We start from the raw sequence: 23,293 nt of genomic DNA on the forward strand, positions 1-23,293 counted from the left end.
AGGGGGGTAGTGAACTTGCTTGCCTAAACCCCAATGCTGAACTTGCTCTACCTCGCTTTACTTGATTTAATAAATTGTATTTATTCGCTATCGAGCGAAAAGGCTGCCAGTGCTTCCACTTACGTATGAAAAACAATCCGGCAACAATTAAGGACATTGCCCGCAAGCTCAATCTGTCCGTAACAACCATCTCGAAAGCCCTGCGGGGTATGCCGGACATCAGCGTACCGACGCGCCAGTTAATCGTGGAAACGGCCCGCCAGATGGATTACCAGCCGAATCCGATCGCGCAAAGTCTGGTTAAGAATCAGACGCACAACATCGGCGTCATCATCCCCAGTTTTACGATTCCGTTCTATGCGTCGGCCATCAGCGGGATTCAGCAGACGGCGGCCGAAGCGGGCTACAACATCATGGTTTGCCAATCGAACGAATCGGTGGCAACTGAAATCACGTATACGCAATTGCTGCTCAACAACCGGGTGGATGGGCTGATTGTCTCTCTTTCGCGCGAGACGACCAGCTTCGACCATTTTGCCCCGCTGATCCGGCGGTCGATCCCGTTGGTGTTTTTCAACCGGGTATCGGAGGAAATGCCGGTTTCTAAAGTTGTCGTCGATGATTACCAGGGGGCGTACCGGGCTGTGAGCTACCTGATTGAGCGGGGTTGCCGACGGATTGCCCATATCGCCGGACCAGAGAATTTGCTGTTAAGCCAACAGCGATTAAAGGGATATGTCGATGCCATGCGGGAGGCAGGCCTGTCGGTACCGGATGAGTACATACGTCACGGCGATCTGACGATTGCCAATGGGGCCTTCATTACGAGTGAGTTACTGACGGACGTCAACCCGCCTGATGCCGTTTTTGCCGTGTGCGATTCGGCGGCTTTCGGCGCGTTGCAGGCCGCCAAAAGCCGGGAGCTAAACATCCCGTCGGACCTGGCCCTGGTTGGCTTTACGGATGAGCCCGTGGCAGCCATCGTTGAGCCGGCCCTAACGACGGTGGCCCAGCCAATTTTTGACATTGGGCAAGTAGCGGCCAAGCTGTTCCTGGATCAGATACGGCTGGGTGAATCGTACACGCCTACAACACACGTACTGGAAACCAGACTGGTTGTGCGGCAGTCAACACCCTGAGTGTTCAGCAAGCCGGGGGTAGCTACCTCCGGCTTGCTGAACACTTAGCATACTCTATTCTTTCAGAATACGGCGAACCTGCTGGCGGCCCTGCCCATCGGTGATCTGTAACAGATACATACCCGTATGGGCTTTGTTCATCGTAATTGGAACAAGCTGCTCGCCATTTTCTGCTACCTGAACGGTCCGGCTGAAGTCGGCCCGACCAGCCATGTCCAGCATCTTTAGGTGATACGTTTCTCCGGGAGTGCCCTTTACCAAAACCTGTACGCGCTCGGTAATGGGGTTAGGATAGACCTCCACCGAAAACGAAGGATCACGCCTACCTTCCTCGGCTATAAGCCGTGCTCCCGCTGGTTTGGTTACCTTTAAAAAATCGATGTCGGGCCCGACGTTATTAAGGGCTGTCAGCCGAACCGTATTGGAGCCGCTGTTGAGCGCTACATTGCTGACGGTTACGGTTGCCCACGTACCCCAGCTGGTGGTTCCATTGAAAGCGAGCGAGGAGTTCACGGTTATGCCGTTTACCTGTAACTGCAGCGGCCGGTTAGCCCCCGAGCCGTTGGTATACCGGAACTCCAGCGTGTGAGTCCCGGCCGTTGACGCATTTACCGTCCACTGGGTGTACACCCCCGATCCAAAGCTGCCAGGGTAATCAACATACGCACTGTTGGAGGCCCCTGTCCAACCTGAAGCTGTCTGCACACCACCGGCTTTGGTCGCGTTTTCAGCTTCATAGGTGGTGCTGGTTCCCCCCGTACTGGCTGATTTTTGATACACTCTTACCCAGTCTACCTCCATGTACCGGGGCAGATTAACACAACTTAAGGTTCCGCCGGTCCAGGGTTGGTTGGCAGCATGGACGTTCAGCATCATGTAAATACCATCGCTTACGGCATTCCACTGGTTTAAAAATGCATCTGCATCGGGCCGGGCGTAGGTACGCCGAACCTGTCCGTCTACGTACCATTTGATGTAGTTAGGATCCCATTCGCAACCAAAGGTGTGAAACGCCGTCGACAAATCACCGCCATTCCAGGCTTGTCCGCTTTGCTGGTGCGTAGCTGAGCTGCTTCCCCAGTGTACGGTAAACTGAGCACTCTGGTTAGAGCCAAATATCTCCATGATATCCAGTTCGGGGGGCCACTGATCGTTGTTGAACTTTGCCCAAAAAGCCGGTAACAGTCCGGCTGCAGCGGCCGGTACCTTAATCCGGGCTTCCCAATAGCCGTACTTCTGGATGAATTTGTTACGCGAGTTGATGGCTCCTGATTTATAGCCGTTGTCGCATTCCATTTCAATTTTTAACGTACCGTTTGAAACCACCACATTTTCAGGCCGCGTTGTTTCATTAAAGGCCCCACTGACCGGCCCCCAGCCAAATCCCTGGCTCCATTTGGTCTGATCGAGGGACGTACCATTAAAGTTGTCTTCAAACTTCAGCGTCCAGGTTGCTCCCGAGGGTGGCTGCGCCCAGCTTAGCGTAGGTAGTGTCAGAATACTCAGGAAGAGAGAAAGCCATTGCCAAATACGTAGTGATTTTAACATAAAAAATCAGAGTTAAGGGTGAAATGAAAAAAGATTACATACATAAATAATACAATCCAACGACTAGTGACAAGGGTGGAATCAAGAAGACGAAGTTGGGGTATGGATGTAGCAGATGAATGGAAGTTATAACAGCTCAACAGCAATTATCAAGAAAAATATAAACTATTTATCAAAAAATTTTACTTTAACGTTACCTAAAACGTTAAAGCTGTAAAGGGTATAACAAAGAAGTGAGTCGTTGAACTACTCTTTTGTTACAACTTACTTATTAACCGTCATCAAAATCTGAGAAGTCAATTCTAAGAATAAGTCAATACTTTGCTAACGCTTTCCTGTTAATTCCCGGTTGATAAAACCAAAAAGCCTCACACTACCGACCAAGGCCTGCGCAATTCCATACAACCTTAAAAAAAGTCAATTTGCAGCCATCGCTTACTAACTAGACAAGCACAGATCCCTTACAGGTGTTTAGTCGCCTTCGCTGCGCCGGATACAAACCAATTAAGGATTTTTTTGTGGTTCACTTTAACGTTAAAGAACCTATGCTGACCAGTTAACCCAATTTTTTTAGGAATAGCTGTACTAAAAAGTGTTGCCTCTTTCTGTAACTTCTCCTTCGAAACGGGTCAAGTTTGAATTTGCAGAATCGTTTCAAAGCCCAAAGCTCTTTTAATAATACAATTCATATGTACCAAAGGACTACCTGTATTAACCTCCTCATTACCGTCGTCACGCTGTTATCGGCTCGTACCGCAGTAACGGCTCAGGCCGACAACTTCACGGCGGTTCAGGCCGAGGTTGACTTTTCGAAAAAAATAAGACCCTGGGATGGGTTTGGATTCAACTATGTCGAAACCGCTCAAACTATAAACTACGGCAGGGATAAGCAGGAATACGGGGGTTTTAGTTTGCTAAAAGAGGCTGATCGGCAGCGTATTCTACAACTGGTGTTTGGTGAGGATGGGCTGAAAGTAGGGCTGCTGAAGATGTTCTACGATCCTCACCACCAGCAGGCGGCCAACGGCGCGTTTGACCACGAAAGCTCCACCCAATGGATTCGGCAGTTTGCCCGCGAGGGGCTAAAAATTACCCGACAGCGCGGGGCAGATCTGCAAATCATCACGACGCTGTACGGCCCGCCCCCATTCGTCACCAAGCAGAAAACCATGCGTGGCCGCGACCTTGACCCGGCCATGAAAAGTGCCTTGTCGCAATATCTGGTGGATTGGGCAACGTACTTGAAAGAGAAAGAAAAGCTGCCGGTCCGTTACATCTCCCTGCACAACGAAGGCGAAGACTGGTTCCGGTGGGACCCGGTAGACGAGACGGGTAACATAGGCCACGGCCATGATTATAATATGTTCTGGTCGCCTGCTTTGGTGGCCGAGTTCATCAAACGCGTACGAACGGACCTCGACAAAGCCGGCCTGAAAGACGTCGGCGTTACGCCCGGCGAAAATACGAACTGGTACCGCTGGAGCCACTGGGGCTACGCAAACGCCATTGCCGATGACCCGCAGGCACTCCAAAATTTGGGACTGATTACGTCGCATGGCTTCTATGTCGGCAGTTACGGTCGCTGGTTTGGCGAGCACACTAGTTTCGGTACTGATCTGTTACGCGAGAAACGACCGGAACTGCATGCCTGGGTAACGTCCACCAGCTGGAGCGGCATGGATACGAAAAACGTGAAGGAGTTTCACGGCAACATCTATACCGCCAAAGTCAACGGAATCATTCCCTGGGCGGGTATTCAGCGGCCGGTTCAGTGGGTAGGTGGCGACCCGAATCCGGGCTCGGCGTTTACTGTGCGCGAAGACGGTACGTACGAAATCCGGCGGGGTTATTACTTCTACAAGCAGTTAACCCGCGCCGGTCAGCCGGGCATGGCCGTGGCCCGCACGTCGTCAATGGATTCAGAGATGCCCATCATCGCCTTTGCCGGCAATGGGACTGCGAATAAAGATGCGTTCGTGGTCACCAACATGTCGGCGTTTAACCGGCGGATTGTCATTGCCCTAAAAGGCACCGGAGCAAAAACGTTTACGGGTTTCCGTACGACCGAAAAAGCCGACCGCTATCAAAACATTGCCGAGGAGACATACAAAGCCATCGGAAACGTATCAGTTAACGCGGAAGGTAATCTGGTATACGAAGCGCCGGCGGGGTCAGTGACCACTTTCTTTGCCAACTGACGGACAGGTATGGCAGCACTTCTCATTGTTACCGGGGGGATAGTCGGGTTGCTGTTCCTGATGGTATTTCTTCGGCTTAACGCTTTTCTGGCGCTCATTATCACCTCCTTGATGGTAGGCGTAGCTGAGGGCATGGCACCCGTGGATGCGTTGAAGTCGGTGCAGAGTGGCGTAGGCAGTACGTTGAGTAGCATTGCCCTGATCCTGGCCTTCGGTGCCATGTTGGGTAAGATCGTTGAAGACAGTGGGGCCGCCCAGCGCATTACGTTTGGGTTGATTGGCCTTTTTGGCCAGAAACGATTGCAGGGGGCACTACTGCTTACGGGGTTTGTTGTCGGCTTGCCGATGATCTACAATGCCGGCTTTCTGGTGCTGATTCCGCTGGTCTACACGCTGGCATCGGCTACCCGACTGCCTTTGCTGTACGTCGGTATTCCCATGTCGGCCTCCTTGTCGGTGGCGCACGGCCTGTTACCACCCCATCCGGCCCCAACGTCCGTAGCCGCGCTATACCACGCTGACGTGAACCTGACATTGGTGTACGGCATTGTGTTGGCCATACCAGCCATCGGCTTGTCGGGCTTATGGTTCTCGCGCTTGTTTAAGCACTCAACGGCCGAAATTCCATCCCGGTTTTTTACCTACCAACCAAAACCGGACGCCGAATTACCACCAATTGGCGTGAGTCTGCTTTGTACGCTGCTACCGGTTTTTCTGATGATCGTATCGGCTATACTGGACTTACTGCTGACCAAAGACTCACCCTTGACGCAAGCCGCTCATTTTCTGGGCGACCCGACCATTGCCCTCGGGCTGGCGGTGTTGTTGAGCTGCTGGCTTCTGGGTACCCGCCGGGGCCGCACGATGGCCGAGATGATGGATCTGGCCGGCACGGGCGTTAGCAGCGTGGCTATGGTGCTCTTGATCATTGCCGGGGGCGGAGCGTTCAAGCAGGTACTTCTGGACAGTGGCGTCGGAGAAACCATCAAACAGGTAAGCGCTGGCCTTTCGCTGTCCCCGTTGCTGCTGGCCTGGTCGGTAGCGGCTCTGCTGCGGTTGGCGTTAGGCTCGGCTACGGTAGCGGCCATCACCTCGGCAGGGATTGTGCTGCCGGTTTTAGGAGCAGCACCGTCGGTGAAGCCGGAATTGCTTGTGCTCGCGTCGGGAGCCGGTAGCCTCATGTTCTCGCACGTCAACGACATTGGGTTCTGGATGTTCAAGGAGTATTTCAACCTGAACCTCCGGCAAACGTTTTTCTCCTGGACGGTTATGGAGACGATTGTAGCGGTAGTCGGATTATTGGGAAGCATCGGATTGAGCTATGTGGTATAAAGCCTTTCTTCTTGGCATTCTGATGATGTCGTTGAAACCCGCTAAGCTGTTGAAACCGAAGGAGGTGTACCAGGTGCTGTACATTAATTCGTACCATGCCGGCTACGGCTCCAGCGATTCAGTGATGGCTGGTATCCGTCAGACGCTGGCTGCGTCGGATAATGTAGCACTGAACGTATGCTTCATGGATACCAAGCGGCACCCTGACCTAGCAACGGCGAAAGCCCAGGCGATCAAGCAACAGATTGACTATCTAAAACCTGACCTTGTGATTGCGTCAGACGATGATGCTGTCCGCGAAGTCGTCGTGCCGTATCTGAAAAACAGCAGTATACCGGTTGTTTTCTGTGGAGTAAACTGGTCGGCCAAGGCTTATGGATTACCCGTCGCCAACGTAACGGGTATGCTAGAAGTGGTACCGATTCGCGAAACACTGGAGACCATGAAACGCTGCTATCCGCAGGCCCGGAAGCTGGTGATTTTGTCCGAAAACAGTCCCGCCGAGCAAAAGAATACACAGGTGCTGGACACCCTGTACCGTGCTCTTGGGTTTAGTCCCGAGTATGCACTCGTTGATGATTTCAACGCCTGGAAGCAGGCCTTCCGAGACGTTAACCAGACGGCCGATCTGATCTACCTGTCAACGAACGGCAGCATCCGGGGCTGGCAGAACGAGGAAGTCAGGGCGTTCGTCGCCCAGACGATTCGTCGGCCGGTAATTACCTGCGACGACTTTATGATGCCTTATGCGGTGTACGGACAAACGAAGGTGGCCCGCGAACAGGGCGAATGGGCCGCTCGTACCGCCTTAAAAATTCTACAGGGTGCTAAACCGGCCAGCTTTCCGCTGACGCGCAATCTTCAGTCGGTTTGCTGGTTTAACCCGACTCTGGCCGAGCGCATACAGTTCAAACCGGATACCAAACAGTTACAATCTTGTCGAAAATTATTATGATCATTGACGGAGACACCCACATCTCGCCCCTCCCGACGGGCGGCAACAGCATTACAATCGATGAACTTCTCCGGCGTATGGACCGGGCGGGCGTCGACAAAGCTATTACCTGGATTCAGCCTCCCTACTGGCGGTTAACTGAAGACTCGAACCGCTACGTGTACCAGGCCACCAAGGATCACCCCGACCGGATCCTGGGCTTTGGGTGGGCCGACCCCAACTGTGGTGTACAGTACGCATTAGATGAGACCAGGCGGTGCATTGAGGAATATGGCTTCTACGGCGTCAAGATGAATGGTGCGCAAAACGACTTCTTCATTGACGACCCAAAGCTGGCCATGCCCGTGATCGAATACATGGCCACGACGGGCAAAATGATGGCTTTCCACATCGGCGGAGATTCGCCTGAGCATACGCACCCATTCCGACTGGCTAAGATCGCCCGTTTGTTTCCCGCTATGCAGATTTTCAATGTGCACATGGGGGGCGCTCACTTCCACGACTTCGGCAATGCCTGCATTGAACTTACGCAGGAGTGTCCGAACGTAACCATCATTGGCAGTGTAATTCGGTGCCAGCCCTTGTTGAAAGCTGTAAAAACCCTGGGGGCTAACCGGGTATGCTATGGCAGCGATACGCCGTTCGAACTCATGCACGTTGAAGTGGCCAAATACAACGCTTTGCTCGATGGGGAGGTGACTGAGGACGAAAAAGCGCTGATTATGGGCGAAAATATCGCCCGCCTGTTCGGATTGACCCCCTTGCCGACGACCGTAAGCGCCGACGTGCAAACCGTTATCGCGTAACCAGTCTCTTGCCATAAACGCAAGCCGGTGAACCACCGATTCACTGGCTTGTTGTCCCCGCCGATGCCGCAACCGGCGATGGAAGTACATACTGAATAATTCCTTCTTCGGTCGCCTAACGTTCATGTATAACTAGCTCATAAATCACCCTTGCTTACTGCTTAGCGGAAAACGGTCGTTTTCCTGCTTGCCAGCCAACACCCTAAACTTTTAGATTATGAAAAACTGTACAATCTATTACCTCGTTCTCTTTCTGCTGCTGGTCAGCAAAGGACAGGGGCAATCGTACCGCTGGGGTAATGTAGCGGTAGGTGGTGGTGGCTACACCATCGGCATAAAGATTCATCCCAAGAATAGTGATCTGATTTACGTACGAACCGACGTTGGCGGTATGTATCGCTGGGACCCGGCGGGTCAAAGGCTAGTTCAACTCTTTAACTGGGTCACCTCCGAACAGGACAATCTATACGGTATTGTAGGCATTGCGCTGCACCCCACTGATCAGAACCTGGTGTATGCCGGAGCCGGTAAGTACCTGGGATCAACGCCACACGGCGTCTTTAAGTCAACGAACCAGGGCGCTACGTGGGTAAACCTGAACCTACCCGTCCCCAATGCCTTTGACGTAAATAATGGCAATACCGACCATCGTTTCGGTAATCCAATTGAAGTTAACCCGCACGCGCCGAATCAATTATGGGTTGGAACCGTAAAAGACGGCTTGTACGTGTACGACGAAACCACGGGCCAATGGTCGCTCGTAGCCTCCATTCCAACCGGTTCCAGCGTTCGGAACATTGTATTTGACCCCAAACCTAATTCTTCGCTTGTATACGTCGGCATCCGGGATAAGGGGGTGTACCGAAGCACGGACGACGGTAAAACCTTCAGCCAGATTCCCGGCAGTGAAGGCTTTACCATTCAGGATTTAGACCTGTCGAAGAGTGGCAATAAACTGTACGTGACCACCGAAACGCAGGGTATCCTCCGCCTGGAAAACCCCAAAAAAGCGTCGCAGTGGATAACCATTTCACCGGGTGGACAGACTGAATTCCGTGGCTTTGCCGTTAGTCCCCACGAAAACGATGTGTTGGTTACGTCGCCCAAAAACGGCATCGGGCTCAGCACGGTTTATGTCTCTACCAACGCCGGGGATACGTGGACACTGACCCAGAAAGGCACCATTGACCAGGTCTTTCCCTGGCATCCGGCTTCGTACCCCGGCTCGGCGATTTCTCAATTTGTTTTCGACCCAAATCCGGCCTATCCGAACCGCGTTTATTTCACCGACTGGTACAGCGTCTGGCGCACGGATAACGTCCTGGCACCTACTGTCGACTGGACCAACCAATATGGCCAGGGACACGAGGAAGTGGTCAACCTGAGCATGGCTGCTCCGCCGAACAACGGAGCAGGGGTTGTGCTGTACTCGGGCTTTGCTGACATCAGCGGGTTTCGTCATTCTAACCTGAAAGCGTTTCCCACGCAGAACATCCGGACCATAACCCCCGGAGCGGGCGGAAACCTCAATGACATCACCGGCATTGACCACAGCGAAAACAACCCTTCGTTCGTAGGGCTGAGCAGTGAGGACAAACATGCACCCAACACCGGAGCGTTTGCTTATTCTACTGACAACGGGGAGACGTTCACGCTATCGGACGGTTACAATCCAGCCTGGGGATACGCCCGCGTTGCAGTAGGTACTACCTCAGCAGCACCGGGGGTGCCGGCTGTAGTCGCCGTGTCTAAAGGGGGAGGTGTACGCTACTCTACGGACGGTGGTAAAACCTGGGCTGCTTCAACCGGCACACCTGGTTCAACGGATATGGGCATTACGAACTCCCTATTCAATAGTTATGTGTATCCCGTCGCTGCAGATCGCGTAACGCCTAATACGTTCTACATCTACGTCCGAAGTAGTGGGCAAGTGCTACGAAGCACCAATGCCGGTGGCAGCTTTGCGCCACTGACAACCTGGCCGGTGGGTGGCACGAGCCTTATTAACGTAGAAGCCACGCCGGGCGTAGCGGGTCATGTGTGGGGAGCCTTAGGCAATAGCGGCCTTTACTGGTGGAACGGCACGAGCAGTACCCGTATACCCGCTGTAGCCGAGGCCCGACTCATGTCGTTGGGCAAGCCAGCGCCGGGTTCTCCGTACCCAACTATCTATCTGTACGGCCGCTTGACCGGAGACACCGAGCGGTGGATCTACCGGTCCATCGACCAGGGAAGCACCTGGATTCGCATTAATAATGAGCGCAACCGGATTGGCGACAGCCCGCAGGTGATGAAGGCCGACCGTCAGGTGTACGGCCGCGTGTACATTGGCACCAACGGTACGGGCGTGTGGTACGGAGAAGCTGTTAACTCCGGCGTAGAGGATTCACAGGCACCGAGCATCCCCCTGAATCTGACGTCGCCCGGGAAAACAGACAAAACAGTTGATCTGATCTGGTCGGCAGCTACCGATAACATTGGCGTGATTGCGTATGATATTTACCAGGGTACTACGTTCGTGGGCACGTCGACTACCACTAGCTACCAGGTTGGCGGCCTGGCGGGGAACACGAACTATTTGTTCTCGGTGCGTGCGCGTGATGAGGCCGGCAATACGTCGGAAGCCAGCCAATCGCTCAGCGTAACGACCAATCCTGCGCCGTTGAAGTCAATCTACGAAGCCGAAGACGGGGTATTTTCAGGGCCTGTCATTGCCCAATCGTGGACGGCCTACTCGGGTACCGGCTACCTCGATTATCCCAGCTTCATCGGGGCTTTTAATCAGTGGACCATAACCGTTCCTTCAACTGGTATGTACACCCTTGAGATCCGGTATACCAACGGCTCTGGCGTCAATCGGCCTTTGAGCTTACAGGTTAACGGCACGATGGTGAAGTCCTCCGTTGACTTTAACGGTACCGGGACCTGGGGCAATTGGCAGACCGTAACCGAAACGGCGTCCCTGAACGGGGGCGATAACACCATCCGCCTGACGGCTATCCAGGCCACAGGACCGGACATCGACTATGTGAAGGTTACGCCTGTATCCGGTGGTAGAAAAGGACTTGCTACGGTAAGCGAAGGTGACATTTTTTCCTTATTTCCCAACCCGGTGCGGGACCACGTAACGATCCGTTACTACTCGCAGAACGAGCAACCAGTACGCGTACTGATTTCGTCAAGTGCCTTGGTGCGCGTTGGCAACATAGAGAAAGTTGTAAAGGCAGGTCTCAACCAATTTACTGTTCAGTTGCCCTCCCTGCCGACGGGTTTGTATTTTGTGACGTTGCAGACGCAAGCGGGCGAGCATTGGGTTAAGAAGCTTGTCGTTGAGAAATAGATGTAGGTGTGCTGGAAGCCTTTAAGTTCATATAGCGAATCTGAAAAATCCGACCCACCGATGGGCGGTGGGTCGGATGAGCGAACGAATACTGCCTTAAGCGGCTACGTCGGCCGTAGTCGGGTCGATGATCGTTGCTACCTCAGCGACCGAATTCGCCGGGAAGCCACCCTGTTCAGCGTGTTCGCGGATCATCTTTTCGTTGGGAGCAATGTATACGCAGTAAATTTTGTCGCCTGTTACATAGCTGTGTAACCACTGAATTTCAGGCCCCATGGTACGCAGTACACCACATGAAGTTTGAGAAATGGCCTGTAGTTGTTCGGTTGACAGATTTCCGGCCCCCGGAATTTCACGTTCAATTACATACTTGGGCATGTTAGAAGCGGTTAAAAGTAACCCTACTCATCTGGCTTTTCGGAACGCCCCGTTTTTTACATGGTAGCTGGTCTCCATGATTGACTTTCAGTACGTTGTAGGCTTGCTGGCTGTTATGCTTTCTCCCCGTAAATTACCCGGGCGCTGGCATCGATCCGTACGTTGCCATCCGGGTATTTCTGCTGAATCAAGTCAAACACATCGGCCTGAATCTGCGCTTTCTGGGCGTCATCGGCTTTGCTGAGCGCACCAACCACCGGGGCTACGACGTCGTTCATGAAACGCCAGTACACCTCGAAGCTACCCACGTTCAGTTTGCTGTTGACTTCCGTTTCGACTAGGTTGGTCAAACCGGCTTCGGCGAACAGGTCGGCGATAAGCCCTGGTTGCGCACAACGGAACATGCCGGGTGCGCCCGCCGGGGGGGAAGGGAGCTGCATGTGTTTGTTGATGACACTCATGGTGGCCGTGACCCAGAAATTCTTATCGGGTCCGTTCCAGACCGACGTTGCCAGGCGGCCACCGGGTTTCAAGACGCGTACCATCTCCTGCGCAGCCAGCCGCATGTCCGGAAAGAACATAAAACCGAACCGGCAACTGACGGCGTCGAACGTATTGTCCTCGAAGGGCAGCTCGCAGACATCGCACACCTGCGTATCAAAATTAGTCAGGTTGCGTCGGGCCGCGTTTTCCTGCGCTACGGCCAGCATCCCCTCGGCCAGATCGGTGCTGATGACCCGGCCGCTGGTCAGCATCGACGCAATGGTCAGGCCCGGTTCGCCCGTGCCGGCGGCTACGTCCAGCACCCGGTCATCGTCCCGGATTTTCAGGAGTCTGATGATCTCGTCGCCCATGGGCTTCAGGAAATCCATGGTCAGATCATCCCATTTCTTCCAGCCAGGTGAGAAGTTGTTCCAGGAGGCTTTCTGCTGGTCGCGAATTTGCTCCAATTGTAGGTCCATCGACGTAAGGGTTTAGGGTATGATGCGTTTGAATTCGTTGCTCGGTTGGGTTGTCATCCACCTATCGGCGGGTCAGACCGGCCAGCAGGCAGCACGAGTGAGCCGGATGCTGATAAAAGTATCAGGTAGCCGGAATTGTCCGTAAAATCCTTGATTAATCGGTAGGGCGCACTTAGCGAAAGGAAACCATAAGGAGCAGCGGCCTGCCGGCGTGATAAACGGGATAGATGACAAAAGCGGTTAGCTGTATTTTTGCCTAAATCAATCGCTGCGCCTTGCTCACCTTTACCAACGTAACGAAGTCGTATTCAGGGCGCACCGTCCTGACTATCCCCGCCCTGACGGTTCAGCCCGGAATTCATTACGTTCGGGGAGGGAACGGTTCCGGGAAAACTACGCTGTTTCGGACCTGTGCCGGACTGCTGCCGTTTTCGGGTCAGATTCTGCTCGACAATCACTACGAAATCAGCCGCGATCCGGTGGCCTACCGGCTGCGGGTCAACTACGCCGAAGCCGAACCCCAGTATCCGGGGTTTCTGTCGCCCCGCGACCTGACGTATTTTGTCGGGAAAACCAAGCGAGCACCGGACGGGCAGATCGACAGCCTGGCCGAGGTGCTGGGAGTCGATCAGTTCTGGACGGCTCCCAGCAGTACGTTTTCGAGTGGGATGCTGAAAAAACTGGCCTTGCTGCTGGCGTTTCTGGGTCGACCGCGGCTTATTTTGCTCGATGAGCCGCTGACAACCCTCGATCGGGCAACGGCCGGGCGGCTGTTCGATCTGATTCGCCGGTACCGGACTGAACAGGACGTAACGTTCCTGCTTACCTCGCACCAGGACGTAACGCTGTCGGATCTCCCGCTGACGGGCGTCTGGGAGGTAGGAGGGGGGCGGGTCAGCGCCGTTGAATGAGTCTATGCTAGTAATCCTATACCGAACGCTGATCAGTACGTTCTACGCACAAAACGCCGGCTTCTTTCTGGTGATTGTGCTGATTGCGTTCGGATTTATGCGGCCCATCGAACACGAAGCGCTGATTGCGGCTACGTTGGGCTCGCCGTTTCTGCTGGCCCTGGCGGCTGGCTTGTGGCTGCTCTATACCCTTAAAACCACGGCCTATGTGCGCCGACAGCTCCGTGCGCCGGAACATCTGTTTCTGCAAACGTTCTGTCTTTTGCCGAGCCCGCGACGCTGGAGCCTGTGGCTGCTGGTTCAGACGGCGCTGCTGGTGCCGATCCTAGGCTACGGCGGCTGGATGGTAGCCCGGGGTTTACGCTACGGGGCGCACGAGGCCATCGGGGCCATCGTTGGTGTGCAGGGGTTGCTGCTAATGGGTGGCGCCTGGGCGAACGACTACCGGCTCCGGCACCCGAATCCCGAAGGGCCGGCGGTGCCCCGGTTGGGCTTCCGGTTGCCCTACGTCCTGTTTTTTCCGACGTACTGGCTTCGCCACGAACCCGTGTCGATGCTGCTCACCAAAGCGTTTTCGGGCCTGTTGCTGGCGGGCGTTTGCCGGCTGTACCCCACCGACGAGTACGACCAGCGGCTGCTGCTGATTGGCCTGGTGCTGTCGGTGGCGACCCACGCCCAGGTGGGTAGTCAGGTGAGCGCGTTCGAACACCGGTACCTGCTCATTCTGCCAAATCTGCCACTGGCCTGGTACCAGCGGCTGGGGCGTTACGCGCTGACCTACGGGCTCATCTGGTTTCCTGAACTGCTGATTGTACTGCGTAACTGCCCGGTCGCCGTTGGGCTTGACTACGTCGTCTGGCTCTGGCTGACGGGCTGGGGCTGGCTGCTCTTCCTGCATGCGCTGTCGTATGCATCCGACCGGTCGCCGGACCGCTGGCTGACGGGCATCCTGATCGGCGTGGTGGTAGCAACGCTGACCATCATGTTTGGCCTGCCGGTGGGCGCGTGGCTGGCCATCGGGTGGCTGGGGGCGGTGGTGGGCGGGTACCGGTTTAAATCGCCACCGCGTTAACGCTGATCAACTTTTCTTCTGCTTACCGGCCAGGTTCTGTTTGCCGGCGATGGTGGTGATTGCCGCCACGAGCCGGTCCAGATCTTTGGGGGTGGTATAAATGTGCGGAGTTACCCGGACTCCATTGATGTTTTCCCACGCAATGGGTGAGGTGTGAATTTTGAACTGGTTGAGTAGCTGGCTTTCAATCTCGGCGGGTTTCATGCCATCAATCGAAAACAGGGCCAGGGCACCGGCGTACTCCGGTTTCAGCGACGTGTGAATGCGAACGCCCGGTAGGTCGCGGACGCGCTCGGCCCAGTAATTTTTGAGGTAATGCAGGCGGGCAAACTTGCGGGCCGCGCCGATGCTCAGGTGAAAGTCGACGGCCGTGCCGATGGCCATTTCGGAGGCAAACGAACGCGTACCGAGCGATTCAAACTTGCGAATGTCGGGGCCGTCGGGTTCGTTGTTCGAAAGCAGCGCCCATACGTTGCGGATTTTGTTCTGACGGATGTACAGCATACCACTACCAAACGGGGCGCAGAGCCATTTGTGCAGGCTGGTCGCGAAATAGTCGCAGCCGAGGTCGGGAATCCTGAAGTCAATATGAGCGAAGGAGTGAGCCCCGTCGGCGATGACCTCAATGCCCCGCTTGTGGGCTTCGTCGGCAATTTTGCGCACCGGCAGCAGTTGACCGACCCAGTTGATCAGGTGAGTGACGTGCACCACCTTAGTCCGGGGCGTGAAGGCCTGCACGAACTGGCTGACGTAGTACTCGTCATTCTCGACCGGTACGTTCAGGTCCAGGAACACCAGCTTGATACCGTCGCGTTTTTCGCGCTGTTTCCAGGCGTTCAGCATGTTGGGGTAATCCTGCCTGGTCAGCACCACCTCGTCGCCCGGTTTCAGGTTCAGTCCAAAAATGACCGTGTTCAGGCCCTCGGTGGCGTTGCGGTTGATGGCGAGTTCCTCCGCTGAGCAGCCGGCCAGATCGGCCAGTTTGCTCCGTAGTGCTTCGCGACCCTGGTCCAGAATCCGCCACATGAAGTACGACGGGGCTTCGTTGGCGTACTGGTAGAACCGAACGTGCGCATCCTGCACGGCTTTTGGCTGCGGACTTACCCCGCCGTTGTTCAGATTCAGGAGGTTGGGCGACACCGTAAATTCCGTTTTGATCCACGACCAGAAGTCTTCGTCCTGCGCCCATTCAGCGGCCGTTTTTAACCCGGCATCGGCAACCGGCTTCGATTGCGCGTAGGGTTCAGGCAGAAAAGCGGGCAGCGTGAGGGCACCGGCGGCCTGCCGGAAGAACGTTCTGCGGGTAGTCATGGCTTGGGAAAGAATAGGTGTATAGACAAAAGAAAGCAGCAAATGGCATTATCGCAAGCGGTTTGCAAAAGATTATTAGGTAATAATAAGCATTAGCCATAGACATTTAAACCGGTGCCCGAGTCAGTGCCGTTACGTTTTTGTTACCCTATGTTTTTGTAAGGCACTCCTTGATTAGTTTTGGCATCGTATCCTGGGAAGTAGGATACTTGTTAACAACTCAAACGATATGAAAACGAACCGCGTCAAACTGCCCGTATTGATGTTGCTGCTGGTAACTGCCTGTGAAATCCCGGCGCTCAATGGGGGGTACAACAAGCGATTGGGTAAGTATAACTCTAAGGTTGAAGCCCAAAATAATGCGATGCGGGAGATACTGGAACGCTTCAATAGGCTTCCCGACGATAAGAACTACAAAATCTTGTACACTTTCAACTCTGCGCCCGGTAGTAGAGGTGAGGAAGCTATGTGGTATAACCGAGGTAACCAGCGCCTGGCGTTAGAGGTTGATCCACAGAGTGGTATCGCGTGTTCTTGGTTTAAGATTGACAAAACCATCTTGGAAAAAGCAGTTGCGGCAAACGATGGGATAACAGGGCTCGATTCTCTGGCCCAAACCGTAGGCAACCTTCCTGTTACGTGTCGTTGAAGGTTATAAAACAGGACCGGTTGTTTGCCGGTCCTGTTTCCATTTATAAGCCATCCTGCTTTCTGTTCGTACGTTGGGCCGGTAGATCAACTACTCTATCTCGAACGTGACCGTTACGTTTGACCTGCCCAGAGCAGCCGCCAGCCCCGTTGGGTTGTCGACCCGGCTAAGCTTCGTATAGCTGTAGGAAGTCCGGAAAGTTTCATAGAAAAGTACCAGCGTATTGGAACCGTACAGCATCAGATCTCCCGTCTGTATCGTGCCGGGATTGGTCGCGTTTGAGGGTAGGCTATTGGGCAGATCGACAAATTTTTCGTTTCCATTCAACTCTTTCATCGACAGCGTGAGCGGCAACTGCGCTTTAAAGGCGGTTACGGTCGGATTACTCTGCAGCGTCGCGGTAAAGGTGCTGGAGCCAACCCGGATGCGTAGCCGGTTTGAGGAAGTATTGGTCACTGGATTCGTAGCGGGGTCTGTTGGTGTCGACATACTCGATTGATTCTCTGGAACCGGATTGTCCGTTTTACAAGCCATACTACCCAGGAAAACCAGCAGGAAGGGAAGAAGCAGAAAGAGAGTCCGTTTCATAGTTGTTGACTTGTATGTGCCTCACGAATACTTGAATACGATGCAAAAGTACCGGCTGGTTGCCCGGTACGTTTTATAGATTTTACGGTTTTGCCTACCACTTTTACTGACCCCGCCATAGAACACCGGTTTGCGTGGTAGATTTGATTAAAAATCGGATGGGACGGTCAGCCGCAGCTGCCACCCGCGCCGAACCAGAAGCGATGATCGTCTACGACACGATAAAAAAATACTCGGAAACCTTCAACAACAAAACCCAGCACCCGCTGATTAGCTTGGTCAATCTGGATCAGTCCAAGCCCTTGATGCGGTCGAAGTTTACATTGGGTTTTTATGCCGTTGTCGTGAAAGAAACCCGTTGTGGCGACTTGCGGTATGGGAACCAGTATTATGATTATTCGGAAGGAACGCTGGTCTTTTTCGGGCCTGGTCAGATCGTAGGCAATGAACCCGAAGGTGAACTGCACCAACCCTACGGGAAGGCCCTCATCTTCCACCCCGACCTCATAAAAGGCACCAGCTTAGGCAAGCAGATTCACGACTATTCGTATTTCAGCTATCAGTCGAACGAAGCCCTCCATCTTTCTGAGAAAGAAAGAGAGGTGGTGATGACTTGTTTCAGCAACATAGCCACCGAAGTAAGCCAGAATATAGACCGTCACAGTAAGGCGTTGATCGTAGCCAACCTGGAACTGTTGCTGAAATATTGTTCCCGTTTTTACGACCGCCAGTTTATTACCCGTAGTCATGTCAATTCTGGCCTCATTGAACAGTTTGAGCAGAAACTAAACGAGTATTTACTGAGTGATACGCTCAAAGCCGATGGCGTTCCAACAGTGGCTTATTTTGCCAGTGAATTACACCTGTCGCCCAATTACTTCGGCGATTTGATCAAAAAAGAAACGGGCAAGTCGGCGCTGGAATACATCCACCTGCATTTGATTGATTTGGCCAAAGAACGACTTTTTGATACCAGCAAATCCATCAGTGAAATCGCGTATGAGCTGGGCTTCAAATACCCTCAGCATTTTACGCGCTTCTTCAAACAGCAAGTTGGGGCTACTCCCCTTGCGTACCGAAGCGGGGTGAATTAGTGCCCCGGTGACTCAACCGCTTATTGTCCCTGGCAATTCGGCCGGCAGGCCCGAATAGTTTTGCCGGGTTGCCCTGCTGCCGCTGATCTACAACTGGGTCTGACCAAATGACCGAATTGAGCTATTTAATCGAAACGAAACCGAGAACTATATGACAGTCTCAAACGGACGAATAGGATTTATAATTACGCTGGGCCTGTTGAGCCTTTGTCTCCAGGTCGGTAAAGCGCAACCGACCACAACCGGCACGAAACCCGTGACCGGTAGCGCTATTTTTCCCAAAGGGGAAAAGGGCTCCGCCCAGACTTTTACCGGTACGGTATGGGTGCAGAGTCTGGTAGAAAACGACTCCATCTATCAACTGGTCAGTGGTAGCGTCACCTTCGAGCCGGGGGCGCGCAGCTTTTGGCACTCCCACCCGAGCGGTCAGGTTCTGCTGGTTACGGACGGAATTGGTTATCATCAACTGGAGGGAAAGCCCCGGCAGGTCGTCCGAAAGGGGGACGTAGTCAAGTGCCCGCCCAATACTCCCCATTGGCACGGTGCTTCAGCCGACAGCCCCATGACACACATCCATATTATTCCCAAAACCGAAAAAGGTATTGTCAGGTGGCTCCGGGCCGTCACCGATGCCGAATATACCGGTGCCCGGTAGACCGGGTTGGGCTGCTCGACCAAACGAACGTCAATCGTTGGAAACTGGGTGGAAAAAAGGTCAAGCATATCCATGATTCGTTCGGGCCGAATAAGCTTGCATACACCCAACGTAACGATTTGCTGATCTCTGGTATAAATGGGCCAATTTTCACTTTAACTGAAAACGCCATTTTTTGAGAATCAACCAACTGCGATACGATGACACCACTCGGTAGACGTGATTTTTTGACCCAATTGTCGCTGACTGCGACAGCCGTTTCTGTTCCCACCTACGGATTCTCATGGGGTGGCAAAACGGATGAGTTTGTCGAAGCTGACACCACCTATGGCCGGGTCAGAGGTGGGCGAACTGACGGGGTAAGTGTGTTTAAAGGGATACCCTACGGCGGCCGCGTTTCGGGCGACCGGCGCTTTCGACGACCCGCTCCGCTCGAACCCTGGACCGGTGTTCGGGACACCCTGCAGGTCGGCCCACCCGCCATCCAGGCCCCGCGTCGCAATGAACCGGCCCCGGCCGAAGATTGTCTCTTTCTCAACGTCTGGACCCCGGCTGCCGACAACCGCAAACGGCCCGTCATGTTCTATAGCCACGGCGGTGGGTTTGTTATTGGATCAGGCGCTTCTGCGAGTCAGGATGGGTCTAATCTGGCGCGGAACTTCGACGTAGTGGTTGTGGAAACCAACCACCGGTTAGGGCTGCTGGGCTTTCTGTATCTGGACGAGCTTGCCGGCAGCGACTACGCCGGATCGGGCAATATGGGTATGCTTGACATAACGGCCGGTCTGAAATGGGTCCACAACAACATTGCTCAGTTTGGCGGAGATCCGGCCAACGTCATGATCTGGGGTGAATCGGGCGGGGGGGCCAAAACCTCCTGTTTATACGCCATGCCCGAAGCCGCTCCTTATTTCAATAAAGCCTCGATTGAAAGTGGACCCGGCGTCCGGATGATTCCGAAAGACGTAGCCGCAGAAACGACCGCCATGTTGCTTAAGGAATTGGCTATCGCACCGAAAGACTGGCGAAAACTTCTGGACGTACCCGCGGCTGATTTACTGGCGATGCAGAACAAACTGCCGTTTGTACCTCCCTTTCAGGAGAAGAATAAAAACCAGGGGACGATGCGTCGCAACTACGGCGGGTTTGGGCCGGTCGTGGACGGCGTTGTACTGCCCCATCATCCGTTCGACCCGACGGCCCCGGATTTGTCCAGGAACAAGCCGCTGCTGGTAGGCTGGAATGAAGATGAATTCACCTTTTTTGCCTGGGAGCGCAGGGATACCGAATTTTCCAAACTGGATTTTGTGGGTCTGCAAAAAAAGCTGGAACCAGACTATGGAGCCGACGCTGGAAAAATCGTCGATACGTATCGGAGAGCTAACCCCAACGCTTCAGCTCCGGCTCTTTTCGTAGCGATCTCTTCCATCACCATGATGGGCCTGGGGTCGGTAGATATTGCGGAGAAAAAGACAAAACAGGGTGGCGCTCCGGCGTATCTGTACAACTTTGGCTATAAGTCGGAGAAAACGATTCCGGGCACCGACTATGCAATGGGTACGCCCCACGCCATGGATATTTCGTTTAAATTCAACAATGAACTGCCGCCCCGCGACGGCTCCGCCCCGAAAGAAAGTTTCTTCGGCGGTAACCGGCCCGAGCGCTTTACTGCTTCCCGGCACTTTGCCGAGCTCTGGACTACGTTTGCCCGAACCGGTATGCCCGCGGCCAAAGACGTGCCTGCCTGGCCCGCTTATACCCTCAAAACCCGACCCACGATGCGGATTGATGCCCAGTGCGAAGTGATCGACAACCGATTTAGTCAGGAACTCGCTCTGTGGCGGTCGCTTGGAAAAGTATAGCCGATCGCGTCATTTAGAACCGCAGCAGCAAACTGACCCGGCCCCACTGGTGAGGCCGGGCGGTGCGAAACTCCCGGGTGCGGTGGGTCTGTGAAGCCGTCAGTTGAAAACCTGCGTAGCCCAGCACCCAGCCGTAGTCAATCTGGCCGTAGAAGTGCGTCAGCTCCTTGGACGGCAAAGCGTAGTAGTTCTGGCGTCCGCCAAACCAGCCGCCCTGCAGCAGCGAATTGTCCAGTACCGCCCGCAGGGTCGGTCGAACAAAGGCATACACCTGCCACCGGCGGCTACCTTTTGGATACAAACGACTCGGGCTGGCGAAGTAATCGACAAACCGCCCGAGCCAGACCACGCCACCAACCCCCGCGAAGTTGGATACCGTACCGACGTTCACCTCGATACTACCCGCTACGTCGAAGTTGGGGTGGATGCGTGGAAAAAGCCGCCCGTCGTAGCGTACCGCATAGCTGATAGCCAGGCTGTTGCGTAGTTGGTTGGACCAGCCGGCGGCATCGGCCTGCCCCAGCCATTCATGGAGCAGGTTCTGGAGTTTGTCGGCCTGGCTTACTGGACCGATGATGCCGACGTCGGCGGAGGAGGTCAGGCGTCGGCCGCCGATGGAATCAACCGTCGTGAGCGACCATGAACCATAGATGTAGCCGGCATAGGGCCGGTCGTAGGGATACAGTTTAGGCCTGGCTGTTCTGACATCGTGTGGCGTGTACATCTCCTGGCCGAGTGCAAAGCCGTAGAGCGAGCGGTAGGTACGTCCGTCTTTCGCCGGAAAGGCCAGGAGCAGATGCCGGGTTGGCCAGCGCTGCCAGTAATGGCTTTGCAGGCTCAGTCGCAGGCCATTGGTGTAGTAATAGTCGGTGATGTCGCGGTCCCGCCATTGCAGGGCGTCGTTCTCCCAATCCAGCCCGATCAGGGTGCCCTCTTCATGCGTCGACTGCGCCCGACCAGTACCCACAAGAAAGACTAAAATGATACTGAATAATGTAATATGATACATTGTAGTATGTAAAATCGTATAAATGTATCACTGATTGCCCAGAAAACCAGACTTGGTAGTCAGTTCTCCGGTTCCTGATGGCCGGAAATGGCAACAGGGGCGTAGTTCCGGTTCTGAGCGACAGCCACTAACCGCCGAAGACCGGGCCCGTGGGTAGTACTCTACTTAGTTGGTCCATTTAAATAGATAATCGAAACCAACACAAACTGAAGTCGTTAAGAGCAGATACCGGTTGGCGGTCAAGCTGAAGCCGGTTTTATCTCATTCTATAACCGCTTCGCATGAAAGCAGCCGTTTTTCACAAAGCGGGGGACATCCGGTATGAAACGATGGATGACCCCCGAATCGAACATCCGAGGGATGTCATTCTGCGCATTACGTCTACGGCCATCTGCGGCTCCGACCTGCACATCTACGACGGATTTCTGCCTCAACTGCGCAATGAGGTGCTGGGTCACGAGTTCATGGGCATTGTTGAGGACGTGGGCGCGGAAGTGACCAATGTCAAAAAAGGTGACCGGGTCGTCGTGCCCTTTACGATTGCCTGCGGAAAATGCTTCTTCTGCAATCACCACCTGGAGATGCACTGCGAAAACTCCAATCCCGACGTGTACGGCCCCGACGGTGGTCTGATGACCGAGAAGGGTGGGGGGCTGTTCGGCTATTCGGACCTCTACGGCGGCTACAACGGTGGTCAGGCCGAATACGTCCGGGTGCCCTTCGCCGACTACGGGCTGCGTCACGTACCCGACGGCCTGAAAGACGAGCAGGTGCTGTTCCTGACCGATATTTTCCCGACCGGCTGGAGTTCCATCGAGTGGGGGGAGCTGACCGGGGGCGAAACGGTAGCCATTTTCGGTTCCGGACCGGTGGGCCTGATGGCGCAGAAATCGGCCTGGCTGCAGGGAGCGGGCCGGGTTATTGCCATCGACCCGTTGAACTACCGGCTGGAACGGGCCAGGCGCGTCAACAAGGTCGAGACCCTGAATCCGCATGAGGTCGACGTCGTGGAAGCCATCCGCAGCATGACCGAAGGCCGCGGAGCCGATGTCTGCGTGGATGCCGTCGGGATGGAAGCCGAACGGACCGTGCTGGATAAAGCCAAGGCGGTGTTCAACCTGGAAAAGGGGACGCCGGCCGTACTGGAACAATGTTTCCGGGCGGTGCGCCGGGGTGGCATCGTAACGGTCGTCGGGGTGTACGGGACGCCTTTCGACAACTACCCGCTGGGCCGGATCTTCGACAAGGGGCTGACGGTCCGATACGGGCAATCGCAGGTCCACAAAAACATCGATCATCTGCTCAATCTGGTGGTTGAAGGGAAAGTGGTGCTCGACGACATTGTGTCGCACGTACTGCCGCTGACCGAAATCTCGCGTGGGTACGACATCTTCAAGAAGAAAGAAGACGACTGCACAAAGGTGATCCTCAAACCGTGATACGGTTTTCGGTGTACGGCGCTGAGCTACATCCGGCGTCAGCCA

Annotated in this window: 19 protein-coding genes; 13 read left to right on the forward strand and 6 right to left on the reverse strand. The window is 54.4% G+C overall.

What is annotated here, in order from left to right; all coding sequences use genetic code 11:
- Nucleotides 1-125: 125 nt before the first annotated feature.
- Nucleotides 126-1,139 (forward strand): LacI family DNA-binding transcriptional regulator, encoded by a 1,014-nt coding sequence (locus DYU11_RS30185; RefSeq protein WP_119671475.1) that lies wholly within the window; start codon nucleotides 126-128, stop codon nucleotides 1,137-1,139.
- 54 nt (nucleotides 1,140-1,193) lie between these two features.
- On the opposite strand, the gene DYU11_RS30190 is transcribed toward DYU11_RS30185, so the two are convergent.
- Entirely contained in the window at nucleotides 1,194-2,687 is a 1,494-nt protein-coding gene (locus DYU11_RS30190) for a family 16 glycosylhydrolase (protein ID WP_119671476.1), read from the reverse strand.
- 689 nt (nucleotides 2,688-3,376) lie between these two features.
- On the opposite strand from DYU11_RS30190, the gene DYU11_RS30195 reads away from it, so the two are divergent.
- From DYU11_RS30195 to DYU11_RS30215, 5 genes are all read left to right on the forward strand, one after another.
- Nucleotides 3,377-4,885, forward strand: a complete 1,509-nt coding sequence (locus DYU11_RS30195; RefSeq protein ID WP_199736832.1) for a glycoside hydrolase — start codon at nucleotides 3,377-3,379, stop codon at nucleotides 4,883-4,885.
- Between the two features lie 9 nt (nucleotides 4,886-4,894).
- Nucleotides 4,895-6,217: a GntT/GntP/DsdX family permease gene (locus tag DYU11_RS30200; protein ID WP_119671477.1), complete on the forward strand. Its 1,323-nt coding sequence runs from the start codon at nucleotides 4,895-4,897 to the stop codon at nucleotides 6,215-6,217.
- Complete coding sequence (locus DYU11_RS30205; RefSeq protein ID WP_119671478.1) at nucleotides 6,207-7,172, forward strand: ABC transporter substrate-binding protein; 966 nt, start codon at nucleotides 6,207-6,209, stop codon at nucleotides 7,170-7,172. The genes DYU11_RS30200 and DYU11_RS30205 overlap by 11 nt, the downstream gene beginning before the upstream one ends.
- Nucleotides 7,154-7,978 carry an amidohydrolase family protein gene (locus DYU11_RS30210; RefSeq protein ID WP_199736834.1) on the forward strand — a complete coding sequence of 275 codons (825 nt, stop codon included), beginning with the start codon at nucleotides 7,154-7,156 and terminating at the stop codon, nucleotides 7,976-7,978. Before DYU11_RS30205 ends, DYU11_RS30210 begins: the two co-directional genes overlap by 19 nt.
- A 217-nt stretch (nucleotides 7,979-8,195) precedes the next feature.
- Entirely contained in the window at nucleotides 8,196-11,318 is a 3,123-nt protein-coding gene (locus DYU11_RS30215) for a CBM35 domain-containing protein (RefSeq protein WP_119671480.1), read from the forward strand.
- 96 nt (nucleotides 11,319-11,414) lie between these two features.
- Here DYU11_RS30215 and DYU11_RS30220 read toward each other — a convergent pair whose 3' ends face one another.
- The gene (locus DYU11_RS30220) at nucleotides 11,415-11,696 is read right to left on the reverse strand and encodes a DUF4242 domain-containing protein (RefSeq protein WP_119671481.1); all 282 of its coding nucleotides are present in this window, start codon (nucleotides 11,694-11,696) and stop codon (nucleotides 11,415-11,417) included.
- Between the two features lie 113 nt (nucleotides 11,697-11,809).
- The gene (locus DYU11_RS30225; protein ID WP_119671482.1) at nucleotides 11,810-12,658 is read right to left on the reverse strand and encodes a class I SAM-dependent methyltransferase; all 849 of its coding nucleotides are present in this window, start codon (nucleotides 12,656-12,658) and stop codon (nucleotides 11,810-11,812) included.
- A 275-nt stretch (nucleotides 12,659-12,933) separates the two neighbouring features.
- Here DYU11_RS30225 and DYU11_RS30230 point away from each other — a divergent pair, with 275 nt between their 5' ends.
- Both DYU11_RS30230 and DYU11_RS30235 read left to right on the forward strand, forming a co-directional pair.
- On the forward strand, nucleotides 12,934-13,569 hold the full coding sequence (locus tag DYU11_RS30230; RefSeq protein WP_119671483.1) for an ABC transporter ATP-binding protein: 636 nt from the start codon (nucleotides 12,934-12,936) through the stop codon (nucleotides 13,567-13,569).
- 4 nt (nucleotides 13,570-13,573) lie between these two features.
- Nucleotides 13,574-14,641, forward strand: a complete 1,068-nt coding sequence (locus DYU11_RS30235) for a hypothetical protein (RefSeq protein WP_119671484.1) — start codon at nucleotides 13,574-13,576, stop codon at nucleotides 14,639-14,641.
- Nucleotides 14,642-14,647: 6 nt separating this feature from the next.
- Here the strand turns inward: DYU11_RS30235 and DYU11_RS30240 are convergent, their stop codons facing one another.
- A complete protein-coding gene (locus DYU11_RS30240) occupies nucleotides 14,648-15,952 on the reverse strand; it encodes an aminotransferase class V-fold PLP-dependent enzyme (RefSeq protein WP_119671485.1) in 1,305 nt (434 codons plus the stop codon).
- Between the two features lie 229 nt (nucleotides 15,953-16,181).
- Between DYU11_RS30240 and DYU11_RS30245 the strand changes: the two genes are divergently transcribed.
- On the forward strand, nucleotides 16,182-16,601 hold the full coding sequence (locus DYU11_RS30245; RefSeq protein WP_119671486.1) for a hypothetical protein: 420 nt from the start codon (nucleotides 16,182-16,184) through the stop codon (nucleotides 16,599-16,601).
- A 90-nt stretch (nucleotides 16,602-16,691) separates the two neighbouring features.
- Here the strand turns inward: DYU11_RS30245 and DYU11_RS30250 are convergent, their stop codons facing one another.
- Entirely contained in the window at nucleotides 16,692-17,189 is a 498-nt protein-coding gene (locus tag DYU11_RS30250; protein WP_119671487.1) for a cyclophilin-like fold protein, read from the reverse strand.
- A gap of 203 nt (nucleotides 17,190-17,392) precedes the next feature.
- On the opposite strand from DYU11_RS30250, the gene DYU11_RS30255 reads away from it, so the two are divergent.
- The 3 genes from DYU11_RS30255 (at nucleotide 17,393) to DYU11_RS30270 (ending at nucleotide 20,800) form a co-directional block, all read left to right on the forward strand.
- Nucleotides 17,393-18,283 (forward strand): helix-turn-helix domain-containing protein, encoded by an 891-nt coding sequence (locus DYU11_RS30255; RefSeq protein ID WP_119671512.1) that lies wholly within the window; start codon nucleotides 17,393-17,395, stop codon nucleotides 18,281-18,283.
- Nucleotides 18,284-18,434: 151 nt separating this feature from the next.
- Entirely contained in the window at nucleotides 18,435-18,938 is a 504-nt protein-coding gene (locus DYU11_RS30260) for a (R)-mandelonitrile lyase (protein ID WP_119671488.1), read from the forward strand.
- A 200-nt stretch (nucleotides 18,939-19,138) separates the two neighbouring features.
- Complete coding sequence (locus tag DYU11_RS30270; protein WP_119671489.1) at nucleotides 19,139-20,800, forward strand: carboxylesterase/lipase family protein; 1,662 nt, start codon at nucleotides 19,139-19,141, stop codon at nucleotides 20,798-20,800.
- 13 nt (nucleotides 20,801-20,813) lie between these two features.
- Here DYU11_RS30270 and DYU11_RS30275 read toward each other — a convergent pair whose 3' ends face one another.
- Nucleotides 20,814-21,809, reverse strand: a complete 996-nt coding sequence (locus DYU11_RS30275; RefSeq protein ID WP_119671490.1) for a lipid A deacylase LpxR family protein — start codon at nucleotides 21,807-21,809, stop codon at nucleotides 20,814-20,816.
- Nucleotides 21,810-22,090: 281 nt separating this feature from the next.
- Between DYU11_RS30275 and DYU11_RS30280 the strand changes: the two genes are divergently transcribed.
- Nucleotides 22,091-23,248 (forward strand): zinc-dependent alcohol dehydrogenase, encoded by a 1,158-nt coding sequence (locus tag DYU11_RS30280; RefSeq protein ID WP_119671491.1) that lies wholly within the window; start codon nucleotides 22,091-22,093, stop codon nucleotides 23,246-23,248.
- The last annotated feature ends 45 nt before the right edge of the window (nucleotides 23,249-23,293 follow it).

Source organism: Fibrisoma montanum (genome assembly GCF_003583365.1).
Lineage (GTDB): Bacteria > Bacteroidota > Bacteroidia > Cytophagales > Spirosomataceae > Fibrisoma > Fibrisoma montanum.